Source organism: Streptomyces sp. NPDC057249 (genome assembly GCF_042669245.1).
GTDB lineage: Bacteria > Actinomycetota > Actinomycetes > Streptomycetales > Streptomycetaceae > Streptomyces.
Genome location: NZ_JBHUXS010000006.1, coordinates 26,528 through 44,335, shown reverse-complemented (window position 1 = coordinate 44,335; position 17,808 = coordinate 26,528). Strand labels below are relative to the sequence as shown.

Genomic DNA, 17,808 nt, shown 5'->3' with positions numbered 1-17,808 from the left:
GGCCCTATCCTGCCGTGCCGCCCGGGCCCGTGTCCTCGGCGGCCCGCTCCTCCGCGGGCCGCGCCCCGGCCAGCGCCACCGCCGTACCGACCAGGCCGATGTGGCTGAACGCCTGCGGGAAGTTGCCGAGCTGGCGCCCCGCCGCCGTGTCGTACTCCTCGGCCAGCAGGCCCACGTCGTTGCGCAGGGCGAGCAGCCGCTCGAAGAGCTCGGTGGCCTCCTCGGCGCGCCCGGTCAGCCGCAGGGCGTCCGCCAGCCAGAACGAGCAGGCCAGGAACGCGCCCTCGCCGCCCGGCAGCCCGTCGATCGAGCCGCCGTCCGTGCTGTAGCGGCGCACCAGGCCGCCGCTGCCCAGCTCCTCGCGGACCGCGTCCACCGTGCCGATCACCCGGGGGTCGTCCGGCGGCAGGAAGCCGCTCCGGGCGATCAGGAGCGTCGCGGCGTCCAGCTCGCGGGAGCCGTACGACTGGGTGAAGGTGTTGCGCACCGGGTCGTAGCCCTTCTCGCACACCTCCCGGTGCACGGCGTCCCGCATCGCCCGCCAGCGGTCCGCGTCCCCGGCCAGCGAGGGGTCGTCCTCCAGGCTGCGCACCGCCCGGTCGGCCGCCACCCAGGCCATCACCTTGGAGTGCACGAAGTGGCGCCGCTGCCCGCGGATCTCCCACAGGCCCTCGTCCGGTTCGCGCCAGGTGGACTCCAGGAACCCGAGCAGGCTGAGCTGGAGGCTCCAGGCGTGCGGTTTGTCGTCCAGGCCCGCGTCACGGGCCAGCCGGAGCGAGTCGATGACCTCCCCGTACACGTCCAGCTGGCGCTGGCGCACCGCCGCGTTGCCGATCCGGACCGGGGCGGAGTTCTCGTAGCCGCGCAGCCACGGCAGCTCGGACTCGGGCAGTCTGCGCTCGCCGGCCAGCCCGTACATGATCTGGAGGTCGGCCGGGTCCCCGGCGACCGCGCGCAGCAGCCAGTCCCGCCAGGCGGCGGCCTCCTCCAGATAGCCGGCCGAGATCAGCGCGCCGAGGGTGAGCGTGGAGTCCCGCAGCCAGCAGAATCGGTAGTCCCAGTTCCGTACGCCGCCGATCTCCTCCGGGAGCGAGGTGGTCGGGGCCGCCACGATGCCGCCGGTCGGGCCGAAGGTCAGCGCCTTGAGGGTGATCAGCGAGCGGATCACGGCGTCCCGGTACGGCCCCTCGTACGCGCAGCGGGCGGACCACTCGGTCCAGTCGGCAAGGGAGTTCTCCAGCGCCTGGTACGGGTCGACGAGCTTGGGCCGGGGCGAGTGCGAGGGGTGCCAGGTCAGCACGAAGGCCACCTTCTCGCCCTCGGAGACGGTGAAGGACGAACAGGTGGAGAACTGCTGGCCCCACGTCTTGACCTGCGGTTCGCTGCGCAGCCAGGCGGAGTCCGGGCCGGCGACGGCGACCCGGTGGCCGTCCGAGCGGCGCATCCACGGCACGATGGACCCGAAGTCGAAGCGCAGCCGGATCACCGACGACATCTCGACGGTGCCGCTGACCCCCTCGACGATCCGCATCACGTCCGGCTCCTTGTCGCGCTGCGGCATGAAGTCGATCACCTTGACGGTGCCGGTGCGCGTCTCCCAGTACGTCTCCAGGACGAGGGACTCGCCCGCGTAGCCGCGCCGGGTGCAGGTGTCCGCGCCCTTCGGCGCGATCCGCCAGTGGCCGTTGTCCTCGTCGCCGAGCAGGGCGGCGAAGCAGGCGCCCGAGTCGAAGCGGGGCAGGCACAACCAGTCGACAGAACCGTTTCTGCCGACCAGGGCCGCGGTCTGGAGATCGCCGATGAGGGCGTAGTCCTCGATGCGTGGGGTCACGTTCAGGCGTCTTCCCGAACCCGGCCCCCGTTAAGCAGACTGCGTGCCGGAAGAGGCGGGTCTCACCCCTGGGCGGGCTCGGGCTCCGGCTCGGACGCCGCTTCCTCGGCCGCCGCCGCCGCGGCGGCGACCCGGTCGCGCTTCTCGCGCCGGGCCAGGACCACGAATCCCACCGGGACCCCGGCGGCGAACAGCCACCACTGCACGGCGTACGCCATGTGCGGGCCGATGGAGCTGTCGTCGGGGGCCTCGATCGGCTCGGGGGAGCCGTTCTCCGGCGCCGGGCCGGTCAGCTCGATGTAGCCGCCGAGCACCGGCCGGTCGAGCAGCCGGGCCTGCTGGGCGCTGTTGATCAGCATCACCTGACGGTCCGGAAGGTCCGAGATGTCCTTGATGCCGCTCGCGCCGGTCGTCTCGTCCGCCTTGAGCCGCCCGGTGACGGTCACCTCGCCCTTCGGGGCGGCCGGCACGTCGGGGAAGGCGTGCTGGTCGTCGGCGGAGGGGACCCAGCCCCGGTTGACCATCACGGTGCCGCCGCCCTTGAGGTCGAACGGGACCAGCACATGGACGCCGATGGAGCCGTCGGTGGCGGTCCTGCGGCGGACGACGACCTCGTGCTTCTCGTCGAACGTCCCGGTGGCCGTCACGGTGCGCCAGTAGTCCGCGCGCGGAACGGTGTGCCCGGGGGAGGTGAGCGCGGACACGGCGACCGGGTCCGCCTTGAGATTGCGCGAGATCAGGGCGTTCTGCGCGACCTTGTGCTCGTGCCGGTGCAGCTGCCAGAAACCCAGCTCGATCATCGTGGGGATGAGGACGAGCGAGAGGAGGGCGAGGATCAGCCACTGCCGGGTCATCAGGAAGCGGTACACCCCACGACGGTACAACCGGCCGCGGGGTGCCCCGCGCACGGGGTGGCCGAAGGGGTGGCCGCCCCGCGCCCTCACACCCGGTCGACGATGCCCACCTTCCCCTCCGCGCGGGCGCAGTGCCCGCCGCAGAACCAGTGCCCGTCGACCTCGACGCCCTGGCCGATGACCTGGACCCGGCAGTGCTCGCAGATGGGCGCCATGCGGTGGATGGCGCAGGCGAAGCAGTCGAAGACGTGCACCGCGCCCTGCGCGTGCACCTCGAAGGACATCCCGTAGTCGTTTCCGCAGACCTCACAACGTGCCATGCGCCACAGGGTGGGACGCGGAAGCGGCGACGGGCGGCCGGCGGGCGGCGAGTCGCCCCCGGTTCACTCCGATGACGGCGTGGGCCCCGGCACCTTCGCGACGGCCGGGGCGACGTCGCGCAGCAGATGCGTGAACGCGCTCTCGTCCAGGATCGGGGTGCCGTACGCCTTCGCCTTCACCGTCTTCGACGTCGCCGAGTCCGGGTCGTTGGTGACGAGCAGGCTGGTCAGCCGGGACACGCTGGTCGCCACGTGCAGTCCCGCCTCCACCGCGCGGTCCTCCAGCAGTTCGCGGTCGACCGAGGTGTCCCCGGAGAACGCCACCCGCATGCCCTGCATGAGCGGTTTGTCCTTCTCGTACCGTCCCGGATTCGGATACGGGCAGGCCGGTCGCTTGCGCGAGGCGCGCCAGGTGGTGTGCCCCCCGTACGAGGGAGAGGAGCCGGACCGCGGGGCCACCGGCGAGTGCGACCACTCGGTCAGCGGCCGGCACTCCAGCAGCGGCAGCCGCACCCCGCCCCGCGCCGCCGCGTGCAGGCTCGGCCGGAACGCCTCCGCCAGCACCCGCGCGTCGTCCAGCGCGTGGTGCGCGTGCTGCTGGACCACGCCGAAGTGCTCCGCGAGGGACGCCAGCTTGTGGTTGGGCAGCGGCAGCCGGAGCTCTTTGGCGAGCGCGATGGTGCACAGCCGCTGCCGGACCGGCGCGGTGACCGAGGCGCGCGCGTACTCCCGCGCCAGCATCGACCAGTCGAACGCGGCGTTGTGCGCGACGAGCACCCGGTCCGCGAGCCGTTCGGACAGCTCGGCGGCGATCTCCGGGAAGAGCGGCGCCCCCTCCAGCACATCGCTCGTCAGCCCGTGAATCCAGACGGGGCCCGGGTCGCGCTCCGGATTGACCAGCGTGTACCAGTGGTCCTCGACCTCGCCCCGCGCGTCCAGACGGTAGACGGCAGCGGACACTATCCGGTCGTCCCGGGCGAGCCCGGTGGTCTCCACGTCGACGACCGCGTACCCCTGCGGGTAGGCGGCCGGCCATGGTGCTGCGGTCTGCGGGTCGTCGAGCATGGTCACAGAGAATACGGGCCGTGTCGGACAGTCCCCTATTCGACCGTCCACCCGGCTCGCGACCGGACGCCGCCGAACCCGTCCGTCCCGCGGCCCGTCTGTGGCAGGCTGATCCGCTACCGGACGGGCCCGAGGGGGAGGCGACGAAGGCCGTGGGGGACAGCAGGCAGGCACTGATCATCGCGGTGCCGCAGTACGAACTGAGTGACCATTTCCCGGACCTGACCCAAGCGGTGGTCAAGGACACGGAGTTGCTGGACTCGGCGCTGCGGTCCTCCGGGTACACCGTCGAGACGCTGGGGCTCACCGCCGACCGCCCGGCGCTCCGGTCCCGGATCATCAGCGCCATCAGCCGCGTCTGCTGCACGGCTCCCGAAGGCGGCACCGTTCTGATCCACTTCACCGGACACGGGCTCTCCGTGGACGGCTCCGACTACCTCGTCCCCTCCGAGGCCCAGCTCAACTGGTCGACCGATCCACCGCACGTCGACGTCGCCGGCTTGATCGGCCTCGACCTGACGACCCTGCTCAGAGGCTGCCGGGCCGGCACCGTGCTGCTCACCGTCGACGCCTGCCGCGACGTCCAGCCCGACGCGGAGGCCTCCTTCGGCGGTCCTGCCACCAACTTCCCCTCCTGGCGCGACCGGGTCGCCGTCCTCTTCGGCTGCGCGGCCGGCCAGACCTGCGGCTCCGACGACCACGAGGGCAGCCACTTCACCCGGGCGCTCGCGGAGGCACTCGCCTCCGACAGCTCCCCGCGCACCGTGGGCGAGGTGATCACCCACACCGTCCGGAGGACCACGGAGTTCGCCCGCGCCGCCCAGCACGAACAGCGGCCCGCCCCGCAGTACGCGCCGAGCGGCCCCGGCGCCATCGACGACGTCGAACTCTGCGCCGGGCGGACCCTCCAGGAGGAGTGGTCCGTGGCCGTCGGCGATCCCGAGCTGTGGGCCGCCGTCCAGTGCGACGACGACCGCCGGCGCGAGCTCCAGCACGCCCTGCGGCAACTGGTCCTGGAGTGCGCCAAGTGGCGGGCCGCCGCCCTGGCCGCGGTCACCGACCCCTGGGCCGACGACAACTACCCCGTACGCGTGCTCACGGCCGGGCTGCGGGCGCTCCTCGCCCCGTCCGTCACCCAGGGCGGCCCCCTCCTGGACCCCTGTGAGTTCGCCGTCCTCATGGCCGCCCCCTTCGTCCGCGAGGCCGTCTACGCGATGGGCGTGAAGGAGGCCGCCGCAGCCGAACCCCTCCGGCTCGACCCGGCCACCGGGGAGCTCGGCGCCGACGCGGCGCGCATCGACCTGGAGCACACGTACGCCGCCCATCCGCTGATCTGGCGCAAGGGCCGCGAACTCGCCGGACGGGGGACCGCCGAGGAGGCGGGCGCCGTCGCCGCCTGGCTGCTGCACCGTCACGTCATGGGCCGCGAGGATCTGTGGGACGTCTACGCGCCGGGCCTGCTGCGCCCGCTGGCCGCCGCGATGCTCGGCAGCGAGGAGTCCGCCCGGTTCGCGGAGACCCTGGACGGCCTGATCCGGGTCTGCCGGCAGACCGCCGTCCCGCCCACCCAGCCGGACGCGGGCGAGCGCGAGGCCGCCGACGAAGCGCAGCGCCCCTCGGACATCACCCCGCGCACCGGACCCGTCGAGCGGTGGCGGGCCAGGGAGCTGTCCTGGCTCATCGGGCTCGCCGGGCTGCTCGGCGGTGACCTGCGGGACATGCCGGGCGTCCTGGTCGACAACATCGGCGTCACGGACGGCCTCGTGCCCGCCCAGGCCGTCACCGGCGTCCAGGAACTGCGCTGGTCCCGCGGCCCGCTCGGCACCGGCATCGACCTCGACCTGCCCTGCCCGCACCCGGCGGTCCACGCCGCGCTGGAGACGCTGACCGGGTGGGCGGACGACGCCGTCCAGCACATCAAGCAGCACCTCGGCTCCGCGGGCTCCGCCGGGCCCCTCGCCCACCTCCCCGAACGCGTCACGTGCCGCAGGCTACGCCCCCGGTACAACGCGGACGGGCACGGCGAGGCGTACGGGCTCCCGCTCATGCGGTTCAGTCTCGCCGAGGACGAGATGCGCGAACTCCTCATGGGCTCCCAGCTCTACGGGGACCGCACGCTGGCCCTGCGCGAGCTGTACCAGAACGCCCTGGACGCCTGCCGCTACCGAGGCGCCCGGGTGCGCTACGGCGAGCTGAAGGAAGGCATGCGCCAGCAGTGGGAGGGCGAGATCGTCTTCCGCCAGGGCGTGGACGAGGAGGGCCGCGCCTATGTGGAGTGCGAGGACAACGGCGTCGGCATGAGCCAGAACGCCCTGCGCGGCACGTTCGCGCGGGCCGGGCGCCGCTTCGAGCAGTCCCGCGAGTACCGCAGGGAGCAGGCGCGCTGGCGGGCCGTCGACAAGGACCTCCGGATCTTCGCGAACAGCCGTTTCGGCATCGGTGTGTTCAGCTACTTCATGCTGGCCGACGAGATCAGCATCTGGACCCGGGTCACGGACGAGTTCGGCCGCCCCGAGTCCGGGCGCGGGCTGCGGGTGGACATCGCGTCGAGCGGGAGCCTGTTCCGTATCAGGGAGAGCGACGTCTCCCAGCCGGGCGGCGGTACACGGGTGCGGCTCTACATCAACGACGACGCCCTTGAGGCCGCCGACGAGCTGGCGAAGTATGTGTGGCGGTGCGACTACGCGATGCGCGTCGAGAAGGACGGCGCGGTGATGAAGGAGTGGGAGGCGGATGTCCTCTACTACGACGGCGACCGCGTCAGCCCGGTGCGGGCGGACCGGGATGTGTGGTGGGTGCCGGGGCCGGGCTGCCGGCTCGTGGACGGGATCTGGACGCCGGAAGACGGTCAGGAGCTGAGGTCCGGGGAGTCGTTCCGTTCCCTCTCACGGAGGCTGGACAACGTGTCCTTCGGCTGCGTCGTAGACCTCCGGGAAACCCACTCGCCGGACCTGAACACCAGCAGGACGACCATCCTCGAATACGACAAGGGCTGGGTGGCGGAGCGCATTCGCACCCTCGCCGAGCGGATGGACCTGCCGCCTTGGTTCACGGTGGAATGGCTGTGGGACTTCGCGCACGACCACGGCTCGGGCGCGCGGCCGCTGGTCGCCAGGCTTCTCGATGCGGACGCCGTGCTGCCCAGCACGACGGGCTGGGCAGGAGGAGAGGGCGTTCGCCTGCGCCTGCTCGGCTGTTTCCCCGCCGATGTCGTACTGCACGAGGGAGCCACCTCGCCCATTTCCCGGTACGGCCGGCTCACGGCGACCGCCTCCGGGGTGCTGGCCTGGCGGGTGGCCGCCCTGCGCGACGTGCGGATCCCCGTGGCCGAACCCTGGGCGGACGCGCCGGCACCGGAGTCCCTGGAGGGATATCCGCAGCCGATGCCCTGGGAGGTACGCGCGATCGCGGCTGAGTACGGGAGCCGCATGCAACTTGAAGAAGCCGTGGTGCCTCAGGAATGGGAGCCGTCCGTCACCCTGGGGGAACTACTCCGGAGGCTGCGTCGCTACGCCATTGCCGGAATCGACGTCCCGGCCGTCGCTGACCTGGACGCCGCGCACGCGATGCAGTTGGACCCGGTGGATCGGGAACTACTTGGGGGCCTGGGGGCCCTCGGCACGTCGCTGCTCAGGATGTGGGGGGCGAACTGGGAGGAAGCCGAGTCCTGGCGGCATTCGCTGCTTTTCGTGCTCCGCCGCTTCTCCGCCGGGATCGGGCTGCCCTGGCGGGCGGCGCTGGGGCGGGCCCAACGCTTCACCCGACTCGGCTTCCCGCTGGTGCCGTTCGAGTACGACCTCGACGCGGTCCCGGCCGGCGACGACACGGTGGCCACCGAGCGCGATGTGCAACTGTTGTCCCTGCATCCCGTGTTCAGCACAGGCCGAGGCAGGCCTGTGCTGAACAAACCACCCTCCCGGCAGGAGTACGAACGGGTGGTCCGCCGTTACGCCTGGCTCGGCCTCTCGGTGGAGGACGACATGGTCGAGCACAGGCGAAGGGGCGACGTGACTCAGGAACTCGAGGAGGTGGAGAAGGCGTTCGGGCGGCGTTTCTGGTCGAGGCGCAGCCCTTCCCGGCGGCACTGGGCCGTGGCCGCGGCTCGGATGGACACGACGGTGGAGGAGGTGCGCGCCCGATTCGTCGACTTCTTCGAAGAGTGGGACATCTCCGTAGCCCAGACCGACGGGCTGAAGAATGCCCGCTTCACGAAGTTGCAGGGCCTCCTGCTGGCCGATCCGTCCATGTCGCGGGACAGACTCGAGGTATACGTCGACCGCGACGACGAGCGTGACGTCGCCGGTGACTATCTGGCGCCCCTCGCCGAGATCGCCGTAACCGCACGCTCCTCCCAGGCCGCCCCGGCCGACATCGTCGAGGCCCTGAGCGGCCTGGCGGACGCCGGGCTGGTGGACGGCCGGGCCCCCGGGCTCGCGGAGCGCTGGCTCGCCGCCCCTCAGGAGGACATGCCCCTGCTCATGCCCTGGTCCTGGGGGCTGGAGTGGCTCAGCAGGCCCAACGGGCCCACCCGTCTGGACTCTGTCTATGCCCTGCTGGCAGCCGCCGGAAGCCGGCGTACCCTCGGCGCGGTCCACACGGCGCTCGCTCAACTCGCCCCGCTCCTGGGCATGGGCCCCGACTTCGCGCCGCTCCCCGGCGAGCTCGCCGGGCTCTCGGTGACGTCGGCCGAGGCCGAGGCGTCGTGCGAGTGGGCGGTGGACGGCGCGCGATGGCTGCCCCGCCCCGGTGCCGCCCAACTCGTGCGGCACGCCCGCAGTAAGGGCACCACCCTCGGCGACAGCGTCAAGGCGCTCAGCCGCTTCGCCCCCCTCGGCAGCCCCTGGCAGCCCCGCGACGACATGGCCGACGCCGAATGGGCCCGGTGGCGCCCCACCCCGCACGACACCGCGATGTTCGAGGACGACCTCGCCGGAGACCGGCCCGTGGGGCCGCTCGACCTGCTGCGGGTCGCCGCTCGCTTCGGCTGGCCGATGGACCGGGCCTGGGACCGGCTCGCCCTCTACCGGCCCTTCGGCGTCGAACTCCTCACCGAGCGGCCCGACTTCTCCGGCATCCCGTTGTGGCAGGACCTGATCCTGCTCACCGAGGAGTACACCGGCCGGGCCCCCGCGTTGGCCGGCCCGGTGTCCGGCGAGCGGATCGCCGTCAGCGCGCGGGAGCTGGAGTGGACCACGGACCGGGTCGTGGAACGGCTGCGGCTGTACGCGGACGTGTTCGGCCTCGACGTACCGGAGACGTACCCCGACGCCCCCGCCCCCACGCCGCCCGCGCGGTCGTACCACGACGACGCGCCGTACGAGAGGAAGGCAGATGCCGCCCGCGCATGATTTGACCCCGTTCCGCGAACAGCAGCTCGCCCCCGTCGGAACCCCGGCCGCCACGCGCTCCGCCGACGGTCGCTGGTACGTCGTGACGAGCGACTGCCCGAACTGCCACGCGAGCAGCGTCTTCCGGGTGTCGTACGGGGTGCTCGGCCCGTACAAGGGCAAGGGCAGGCTGCTCGGCCGCCGCAGGACCCCGGAGAAGCTGTCGGGGAGCATTCCGGTCTACTGCCAGTGCGGCTACCCGCACCCCGACCGGCCCGCCGAGTCCCCGGACTCCGGCTGCGGCGCCTTCTGGGACGTGCCGGTGCCGTGACGGACCTGACCAGGAAGCGGTTCGCCCAGCTCGGCCAGCAGCTGCAACTCGAACAGCTCACCGCCGTACGCCGGCAGGCCGAGGGCTGGCGCAACGGGCTCACGGCGCTGACCGGGCTCGTCGGAGTCGTCTTCGTCCTCAAGGGACCGGAGAGCGTCGCGGGCCTCACCCCGGCCTGGCGCCTGCTCACCGCCGGCCTGCTCGTCCTGGCCTTCCTGCTGCTCCTGCGGGGCGCCCTGCTCGCGGTGCGCGCCGCGCACGGACGCCTCGGGGCGGGCACCTGGCTGACCGGGGACGCGCTGCTGTCCGCCGTCCTCGACGAGGTCGAGGGCATCCAGGACGTGCTGGCCTCCGCGCGCCGCTGCTCGGTCGCCGGACTGACCGCGGTCGTCGCGGCCATCGCGGTCACCTGGGTCGTCCCGGCCGAGAAGGCGGCGGCGCCGAAGCCGGCGGGCCCGCTCGTCGTCGTCTCCACGGCCACCGGCACCACCTGCGGCGAGCTCGTCCTCAGCGACCGCGAGGCGGTGACCCTCAAGGTGCCCGGCCGCAAGGCTCTGCGCCGCGTTCCGGCCCGCAACGTCCGCGCGCTGGCCCCGGCCGCGCGGTGCTGAGCGCGGCGCCCCCGGCGGTGTCGGGCCGGGGCCGGGGCGCCGGAGGTGAGACCATCCCGGGATGACGCGATCGCCGGAGCACGACGAACCGCACGGGGCCGGGCTCGGCGCCCGGCTCAACTGGCTGCGGGCCGCCGTGCTCGGGGCGAACGACGGTGTGGTGTCCACCGCCGGGCTCGTCGTCGGTGTCGCCGGCGCCACCGACGACCGGGGCGCCCTGCTGACGGCCGGGCTGGCCGGGCTGCTCGCCGGGTCGCTGTCGATGGCGGCCGGCGAATACGTCTCGGTGTCCACCCAGCGCGACTCGGAGAAGGCCGCGCTGGCCACCGAGAGGCGGGAGCTCCAGGAGACCCCGGAGGCGGAACTCGACGAGCTGACCGGCCTGCTGGAGGGCAAGGGGCTGAGCCATGAGGTCGCCCGCGAGGCCGCCGTCCAGCTCACCGAGCGGGACGCGCTGCGCGCCCACGCGGAGGTCGAGCTCGGCATCGACCCGGACGACCTGACCAACCCCTGGCACGCGGCGGGCGCCAGCTTCCTGGCGTTCACGGTGGGCGCGCTGCTGCCGTTGCTGGCCATCGTGCTGCCCCCGGCCACCGCCCGGGTCCCGGTGACCGTGCTCTCCGTCCTCGCGGTGCTGGCCGTGACGGGCTGGTGGAGCGCCCGCCTGGGCGAGGCGGCCCCGGGCCGGGCGGTGCTGCGGAACATGGGCGGGGGAGCGGTGGCCATGGCGGTGACGTACGCGGCGGGGCATTTGCTGGGGGCGGCGGGCGTTTAGGAGCTCCACGCAGACGCCAGACGACGCCCGCCCTGTCGGAAGGTGCCAAAGAGTGCTGACAGCCGGTCTCACATACTTGTTGGTAACAACATCTGGCCCCCGGCCGACCCCGGCCCTACCGTGCAGGCATGCCGACGAACCTGCCCGATGTAGTGCTCTGGTCCATACCGGCCTTCGTCCTGCTCACCGTCCTGGAGATGGCGCTGCACCACTTCCATCCCGACGAGGACGCCGCCGGCTACGAGGCGAAGGACGCCGCCACCAGCATCACCATGGGGCTGGGCAGCCTGGTCTTCGACCTGCTGTGGAAAGTGCCCATCGTCGCCGTCTACACCGCGGTGTACGAGCTCACCCCGCTGCGCGTCCCGGTCCTGTGGTGGACGGTCCTGCTGATGCTGCTCGCCCAGGACTTCTTCTACTACTGGTCCCACCGGGGCCACCACGTCATCCGCATCCTGTGGGCCTGCCACGTGGTCCACCACTCCAGCGAGAAGTTCAACCTCTCCACCGCGCTGCGCCAGCCCTGGACCTCGCTGACCTCCTGGCCGTTCTATCTGCCGGTCATCGCGTGCGGGGTGCATCCGGCGGCGCTCGCGTTCTGCTCCTCGGCCAATCTCGTCTACCAGTTCTGGGTGCACACCGAGCGGATCGACAAGCTCCCCCGGCCCTTCGAGTACGTCCTCAACACCCCCTCCCACCACCGGGTGCACCACGCCTCGCAGGGCGGCTACCTCGACCGCAACTTCGGCGGCATCCTCATCGTGTGGGACCGCTGGTTCGGCTCGTTCGCCCAGGAGACGGTGCGGCCGGTGTACGGGCTCACCAAGAACATCCACACGTACAACCCGCTGCGCGTCGCCACCCACGAGTACGCCGCCATCGCCCGGGACGTGCGCGCGGCGAGCGGCTGGGGCGAGCGGGCCGGGCGGGTCTTCCGCGGCCCGGGCTGGCAGCCGGCCGCGGCCCGCACCGCCGCGGCCCCCGCCCCCGCCACCGCGCCCGCGCCGGAGCGCACCGCGTGAGCGGGCGGTACGCGCGCCCCCTGCTCGTCGCCTTCCTCGTCGCGTGCGCCGTCGACCTCGTCGGCGTACTCACCGGCCCCGACTGGCTCCACCTCGGCGCCAAGCCGCTCCTGATGCCGCTGCTCGCCGGGTACGCGTTCGCCCGGCGCGGGCCGAGGCTCCTGATCGCGGCGCTGCTGTGCGGCTGGGCGGGCGACGTGTTCCTGCTGGCCGACTCCGATCCGGCGTTCCTCGTCGGGATGGCCGGGTTCGCCGCCGGGCACGTCTGCTACCTGGTGCTGTTCGGCCGGGCGCGCGGGGCGCTGCTCCCGGCGCTCGCGTACGCCGTCGTGCTCACCGTGTTCGTCGCCCTGCTCTGGGACGGGCTGCCGGCCGGGCTGCGCGTCCCGATGGCCGGCTACAGCCTGCTGCTGACCGCCATGGCGTACCGCGCCGGCGTCCTCGGCCGGTACGCGGCGACCGGCGGGGCCCTCTTCCTGCTCTCCGACGCGCTCATCGCCACCGGCATCGCGGACTGGCCGCAGCTCCCCGCCCCCGGCTTCTGGGTGATGCTCACCTATGTCGCCGCGCAGCTGCTGCTCACCCTGGGGGCGCTCGCCCCGGCCGGGGAGAACGCCGGCCCGGGGGCGTACCGTGAAAGGAGTATCAGCATCTGAGATCAGCAAGGACCCCCACGCATGCGCGCCACCGTCATCCACGCCCCCCACGACATCCGCGTGGAGGAGGTACCCGACCCGGTGATCCAGCAGCCCACCGACGTGGTGCTGCGGGTCCTCCGGGCCTGCATCTGCGGCAGCGACCTGTGGGCCTACCGCGGTGAGTCCGCGCGGCAGCCCGGCCAGCGCATCGGCCACGAGTTCCTGGGGATCGTCGAGGAGGCCGGGTCCGAGGTGCGCGGCTTCTCCGCCGGGGACCTGGTCGTCGCCCCGTTCGTCTGGTCCGACGGCACCTGCACGTACTGCGCCGAGGGCCTGACCACCTCCTGCCCGCAGGGCGGCTTCTGGGGTTCGGTGGGCTCCGACGGCGGGCAGGGCGAGGCGGTCCGCGTCCCGCACGCCGACGGCACCCTGGTCGCCCTGCCCGCCGCCGCGGCCTCCGACGACCGGCTGCTCACCGGCCTGCTGGCCCTCTCCGACGTGCTCGGGACCGGTCACCACGCGGCAGTCGGAGCGGGCGTACGGGCCGGCTCGACCGTCGCCGTCGTCGGGGACGGGGCCGTCGGGCTGTGCGGCGTGATGGCCGCCAAGCGGCTCGGCGCGGAGCGGATCATCGCGCTCGGCCGGCACCCGGCGCGCACGGACATCGCCCGGGACTTCGGCGCCACCGACGTCGTCTCCGAGCGCGGCGACGCGGCGGTCGCGGCCGTCCGGGAGCTGCTCGGCGGCGAGGGCGCGCACTGCGTGATCGAGGCCGTGGGCACCGAGCAGTCGATGCGCACCGCCGTCGGCATCGCCCGGGACGGCGGGGCCATCGGCTACGTCGGCGTCCCGCACGGCAGCGGCACCGGGCTCGACCTCGGCGACATGTTCGACCGGAACATCGCCCTGCGCGGCGGTGTCGCCCCGGTGCGCACGTACATCCCGGAGCTGCTGCCGGACGTGCTGGACGGCACCATCGACCCCTCGCCCGTCTTCGACCTGTCCGTCGGGCTCGACGGCGTACCGGCGGGATACAAGGCGATGGACGGGCGCACGGCGCTCAAGGTCCTCATCAAGCCGTGAGCCACGCCGTGGTCCGGCGGTCCGGGGGCCGTGACGCACCGGCCCCCGGACCCCGGCGTCACCAGCGCACGGCGTCCAGCGCGTCCACCACTCCGGCCCCGTAGAAGCCGTTGCGGTTCTTGCCGCCCTCGCAGACCGCGTCGGCCGTGCCGTCACCGTCGATGTCGTACGGCGCGTCGCACGCCTTCGCGTCCGCCTCCACCGTCAGCAGCGCCTTGACCGCGGCGGGCGGGGCGTACGGGTGCTTCGACTTGATCAGCGCCACGACGCCGGCGACGTGCGGGGACGCCATCGACGTACCGGCCTTGTAGCCGTACTTGCCGCCCGGCAGCGTCGAGAGGATCAGCCCGCTCGTCGCCGGGGGCTCGGGTGTCTGGTAGACCGTCGAGTCCCCGCCGGGCGCGGCCACGTCGATGACCCCGTTCCCGTAGTTCGAGTACGACGCCTTCAGGCCCTTCGCGCCCGTCGCCGACACCGTGACGACGCCCGGGAGCATCGTCGGGATGTCCAGGCATTGGCGCGGGTCGACGGTCCGGCTGCCCGGGGTGGTGTCGTTCGGGCTGGTGGTGTCGTCGAGCGAGTCCGCCGCCAGGTCCTCGGCCGAGTTGCCGGCGGCCGCGACGTTGACCGCGCCCTTGCGCTCGGCGTACCGGGTGGCCCGGTGGACGGCCTCGACCAGGGCGCCCTGGTCCGGGTCGTTCTTGCAGTTGTACAGCCACGGGTCGGTGTAATAGCTGTTGTTGGTGACGTCCACGCCGTGCTCGGCGGCCCAGACGAAGCCGCACACCACGGCTTCCGTGTAGAAGAAGCCGTCCGGGTTGGCGACCTTGATGCCGGACACCTTCACGCCCGGCGCCACACCCGTCACGCCCACGCCGTTCTTGGCCGCCGCGATGGTGCCGGCGACGTGGGTGCCGTGGTCGCTCTCGCCGGGCTTCGGACGCCAGGCGCCCTCCGAGGTGTCCGGGGCGCCCGACACGCAGTTCGCGGAGGCCGCGCGGTCGAAGTTGGCCGCGAGGTCCGGGTGGGTGTCGTCCACCCCGGTGTCGATGACCGCGACCGTCACCTTCGAGCTGCCCAGCGACTTCTTGTGCGCCTGGTCCGCCTTGATCGCCGGCAGGTCCCACTGCAACGGCTCCATGGGGTCCTGGTCCGCCGTCGCCTCCGCCGCCGCGGCCTTCTCCTGCGCGGCCGTCAGGGGCTGCTCGACCCCGATGTCCTTGGTGGCCTGGGGCACGATCGGGTTGGTGCGCGTGGCGCCCGCCGAGCTGACGCCCCTGACCTTGCGGACCGTCTTCGCGAAATCCGGGTTCTTCGAGTGGACGACGACGACGCCGATCCGGTCATAGGCGATCACCACCGTGCCGCCGGCCCGTTCTATCGCCTTGCGCACCTGCTTGACGGTCCCGGGACCGCCCTGGGTGTTGACCACGTACGACAGTTCCGGACCGTCCGCCGGCACCGCCGCCGCGGGGGCACCGTGCCCCGCCGGAGCGGCGGAGGCGGCGCCCGCCGGCAGGAAGCCGAGCGAGGCGGTGAGGGCCAATCCGACGGGCAGCGTCAGTGCGCGCGCCCGTCCGGATACCAGATGAGCCATGGGGTCTCCACTTCATCCGTGTCAGCCGACCGGGCACCAGGTGCGCCCAGTCGCGTACATGACCAGTGAAGCTAGCGCCGATCATCCCGGCACATCAATCGATTCGCACGAACACGTGCACACCGGACCGCCCGAAGGGGTGACGGAGAGAACGGGAGAACCCGAGTGAACCGCTTCGCCGCGCGTTGCGTGCCGTTGTCAGGGGAAGCGCATCACCACCCCCGAACACGAGGTCCCCAGTGCAACCGACCGTTCCCACCACCGCACCCGCGTCGCGAGGAGAATCCGTGGCTACCGATGCACCGCCGCCCGAGGGCAATACGGAGAAGAGCCCTGCCCAGCCCACGACCGAGGCGTTCCTCGCGGAGCAGGGCAGCGCGGAGTTCGGCGAACTGCGCCGCTCCCACCGCTCGTTCGCCTTTCCGCTGACCGTCGCCTTCGTCCTCTGGTACCTGCTGTACGTGCTTCTCTCCAACTACGCGCACGGCTTCATGGGCACCAAGGTCTTCAGCAACATCAACGTGGCCTTCGTCTTCGGCCTCGCCCAGTTCGTCACCACCTTCCTCATCGCCTGGTTCTACTCGCGCCACGCCAACGCGAAGCTGGACCCGAAGGCCGAGGCCATCAAGGACCGCATGGAGGCCGACGCATGAGCGCCGCGTACCACTCCCACACCGCCGTGACCCTCGCCGCCTCGTCCACCAGCGAGCACCGGCCGCTCATCATCACGCTGTTCGCCGTCTTCGTCGCCGCCACCCTCGGCATCACCGTCTGGGCCGGCCGCCAGACCCGCAGCGCCTCCGACTTCTACGCGGGCGGGCGCCAGTTCACCGCCTTCCAGAACGGACTCGCGGTCTCCGGCGACTACATGTCCGCCGCGTCCTTCCTCGGCATCGCGGGTGCCATCGCCCTCTTCGGCTACGACGGGTTCCTCTACTCCATCGGCTTCCTCGTCGCCTGGCTGGTGGCCCTGCTGCTCGTCGCCGAACCGCTGCGCAACTCGGGCCGTTACACCATGGGCGACGTCCTCGCCTACCGGATGCGCCAGCGCCCGGTGCGCACCGCGGCGGGCGTCTCCACCATCATCGTGTCGATCTTCTACCTGCTGGCACAGATGGCGGGCGCCGGAGCACTGGTCACCCTGCTCCTCGGCATCAGCAGCGACGGCGGAAAGATCCTCATCGTTGCGCTGGTCGGCGTACTGATGATCGTCTACGTCACCATCGGCGGCATGAAGGGCACCACCTGGGTCCAGATGGTCAAGGCCGTCCTGCTCATCGCCGGCGCCCTCCTGATGACCCTCATGGTGCTGTGGAAGTTCGACTTCAACGTCTCCGACCTGCTGGGCACCGCCGCCGAGAAGAGCGGCCACGGCTCCGCGTTCCTGGAGCCCGGACTGAAGTACGGCGCCACCGGCACCTCGAAGCTGGACTTCCTCTCCCTCGGCCTGGCCCTGGTCCTCGGCACCGCCGGACTGCCGCACATCCTGATCCGCTTCTACACGGTGCCCACCGCCAAGGCCGCCCGTAAGTCCGTCAACTGGGCCATCGGCATCATCGGCGCCTTCTACCTGATGACCATCGCCCTGGGCTTCGGCGCCGCCGCGCTGATCGGTCCGAAGAACATCGCGGCACCGGGCAACACCGCCGCACCGCAGCTCGCCGAATACCTCGGCGGGACCGGCACCACCGGCGGCGCGGTCATGCTCGCCGTCATCTCCGCCGTCGCCTTCGCCACCATCCTCGCCGTCGTCGCCGGACTGACCCTCGCCTCCTCGTCCTCCTTCGCGCACGACATCTACGCCAACGTCATCCGCAAGGGGAAGGCCACCGAGCAGGAGGAGATGAAGGCGGCCCGCTGGTCCACCGTCTTCATCGGCGCCGCCGCGATCGTCCTCGGCGTCTTCGCCCGCGACATGAACGTCGCCGGCCTCGTCGCCCTCGCCTTCGCCGTCGCCGCCTCCGCCAACCTGCCGACGATCCTCTACAGCCTCTTCTGGAAGCGCTTCACCACCCGGGGCGCGCTCTGGTCGATCTACGGCGGTCTGGCCTCCTCCGTCATCCTGGTGCTGTTCTCGCCGGTCGTCTCCGGCAACGAGAAGAGCTCGATGTTCAAGGGCGTCGACTTCGCCTGGTTCCCGCTGGAGAACCCCGGCCTGATCTCCATCCCGCTCGGCTTCCTGCTCGGCTGGATCGGCTCGCTCCTGTCCAAGGAGGAGCCGGACAAGGGCAAGTACGCCGAACTCGAGGTCAAGTCCCTCACCGGCATCGGGGCCCACTGACCCGGCCCGCACGAGGCTGCGTCGTAGGGTCCTACGACGCAGCCTCGCCGTACCTCGTGCAAACGGAACCCCC

14 protein-coding genes are annotated in these 17,808 nt (G+C 72.2%); 9 read left to right on the top strand and 5 right to left on the bottom strand.

The window, feature by feature from the left end; all coding sequences use genetic code 11:
• Window positions 1–4: 4 nt before the first annotated feature.
• The 4 genes from ACFUJY_RS13020 to ACFUJY_RS13005 form a co-directional block, all read right to left on the bottom strand.
• Entirely contained in the window at window positions 5–1,831 is a 1,827-nt protein-coding gene (locus tag ACFUJY_RS13020; RefSeq protein WP_383298149.1) for a glycoside hydrolase family 15 protein, read from the bottom strand.
• A gap of 62 nt (window positions 1,832–1,893) precedes the next feature.
• Complete coding sequence (locus ACFUJY_RS13015; protein WP_383298147.1) at window positions 1,894–2,700, bottom strand: SURF1 family protein; 807 nt, start codon at window positions 2,698–2,700, stop codon at window positions 1,894–1,896.
• 71 nt (window positions 2,701–2,771) lie between these two features.
• Complete coding sequence (locus ACFUJY_RS13010) at window positions 2,772–3,005, bottom strand: hypothetical protein (RefSeq protein WP_026171732.1); 234 nt, start codon at window positions 3,003–3,005, stop codon at window positions 2,772–2,774.
• 63 nt (window positions 3,006–3,068) lie between these two features.
• Window positions 3,069–4,076, bottom strand: a complete 1,008-nt coding sequence (locus tag ACFUJY_RS13005; protein WP_383298145.1) for a DEDDh family exonuclease — start codon at window positions 4,074–4,076, stop codon at window positions 3,069–3,071.
• A gap of 146 nt (window positions 4,077–4,222) precedes the next feature.
• On the opposite strand from ACFUJY_RS13005, the gene ACFUJY_RS13000 reads away from it, so the two are divergent.
• The 7 genes from ACFUJY_RS13000 (at window position 4,223) to ACFUJY_RS12970 (ending at window position 13,857) form a co-directional block, all read left to right on the top strand.
• The gene (locus tag ACFUJY_RS13000; protein WP_383298144.1) at window positions 4,223–9,418 is read left to right on the top strand and encodes a caspase family protein; all 5,196 of its coding nucleotides are present in this window, start codon (window positions 4,223–4,225) and stop codon (window positions 9,416–9,418) included.
• Window positions 9,402–9,728 (top strand): hypothetical protein, encoded by a 327-nt coding sequence (locus tag ACFUJY_RS12995; RefSeq protein WP_383298142.1) that lies wholly within the window; start codon window positions 9,402–9,404, stop codon window positions 9,726–9,728. The genes ACFUJY_RS13000 and ACFUJY_RS12995 overlap by 17 nt, the downstream gene beginning before the upstream one ends.
• Window positions 9,725–10,339, top strand: coding sequence for a hypothetical protein (locus ACFUJY_RS12990; protein WP_383298140.1), 615 nt, complete (start codon window positions 9,725–9,727; stop codon window positions 10,337–10,339). The genes ACFUJY_RS12995 and ACFUJY_RS12990 overlap by 4 nt, the downstream gene beginning before the upstream one ends.
• 61 nt (window positions 10,340–10,400) lie before the next feature.
• Window positions 10,401–11,114, top strand: a complete 714-nt coding sequence (locus ACFUJY_RS12985) for a VIT family protein (protein ID WP_383298138.1) — start codon at window positions 10,401–10,403, stop codon at window positions 11,112–11,114.
• 128 nt (window positions 11,115–11,242) lie between these two features.
• Window positions 11,243–12,136 (top strand): sterol desaturase family protein, encoded by an 894-nt coding sequence (locus tag ACFUJY_RS12980; RefSeq protein ID WP_383298137.1) that lies wholly within the window; start codon window positions 11,243–11,245, stop codon window positions 12,134–12,136.
• The gene (locus ACFUJY_RS12975; RefSeq protein WP_383298136.1) at window positions 12,133–12,792 is read left to right on the top strand and encodes a lysoplasmalogenase; all 660 of its coding nucleotides are present in this window, start codon (window positions 12,133–12,135) and stop codon (window positions 12,790–12,792) included. The genes ACFUJY_RS12980 and ACFUJY_RS12975 overlap by 4 nt, the downstream gene beginning before the upstream one ends.
• Window positions 12,793–12,813: 21 nt before the next feature.
• Window positions 12,814–13,857: a zinc-dependent alcohol dehydrogenase family protein gene (locus ACFUJY_RS12970; RefSeq protein WP_383298135.1), complete on the top strand. Its 1,044-nt coding sequence runs from the start codon at window positions 12,814–12,816 to the stop codon at window positions 13,855–13,857.
• Between the two features lie 58 nt (window positions 13,858–13,915).
• Here the strand turns inward: ACFUJY_RS12970 and ACFUJY_RS12965 are convergent, their stop codons facing one another.
• A complete protein-coding gene (locus ACFUJY_RS12965; protein ID WP_383298134.1) occupies window positions 13,916–15,454 on the bottom strand; it encodes a S8 family serine peptidase in 1,539 nt (512 codons plus the stop codon).
• A gap of 287 nt (window positions 15,455–15,741) precedes the next feature.
• On the opposite strand from ACFUJY_RS12965, the gene ACFUJY_RS12960 reads away from it, so the two are divergent.
• Both ACFUJY_RS12960 and ACFUJY_RS12955 read left to right on the top strand, forming a co-directional pair.
• Window positions 15,742–16,107 carry a DUF485 domain-containing protein gene (locus tag ACFUJY_RS12960; protein WP_383298133.1) on the top strand — a complete coding sequence of 122 codons (366 nt, stop codon included), beginning with the start codon at window positions 15,742–15,744 and terminating at the stop codon, window positions 16,105–16,107.
• Window positions 16,104–17,735, top strand: a complete 1,632-nt coding sequence (locus tag ACFUJY_RS12955) for a cation acetate symporter (protein ID WP_383298131.1) — start codon at window positions 16,104–16,106, stop codon at window positions 17,733–17,735. Before ACFUJY_RS12960 ends, ACFUJY_RS12955 begins: the two co-directional genes overlap by 4 nt.
• Window positions 17,736–17,808 lie beyond the last annotated feature (73 nt).

Excerpts from the sequence above, each read along its gene's own strand:
- ACFUJY_RS13010 (WP_026171732.1), bottom strand. The coding sequence starts at position 3,005 with ATGGCACGTTGTGAGGTCTGCGGAAACGACTACGGGATGTCCTTCGAG.
- ACFUJY_RS12995 (WP_383298142.1), top strand. The coding sequence starts at position 9,402 with ATGCCGCCCGCGCATGATTTGACCCCGTTCCGCGAACAGCAGCTCGCC.
- ACFUJY_RS12985 (WP_383298138.1), top strand. The coding sequence starts at position 10,401 with ATGACGCGATCGCCGGAGCACGACGAACCGCACGGGGCCGGGCTCGGC.
- ACFUJY_RS12980 (WP_383298137.1), top strand. The coding sequence starts at position 11,243 with ATGCCGACGAACCTGCCCGATGTAGTGCTCTGGTCCATACCGGCCTTC.
- ACFUJY_RS12970 (WP_383298135.1), top strand. The coding sequence starts at position 12,814 with ATGCGCGCCACCGTCATCCACGCCCCCCACGACATCCGCGTGGAGGAG.
- ACFUJY_RS12965 (WP_383298134.1), bottom strand. The coding sequence starts at position 15,454 with ATGGCTCATCTGGTATCCGGACGGGCGCGCGCACTGACGCTGCCCGTC.
- ACFUJY_RS12955 (WP_383298131.1), top strand. The coding sequence starts at position 16,104 with ATGAGCGCCGCGTACCACTCCCACACCGCCGTGACCCTCGCCGCCTCG.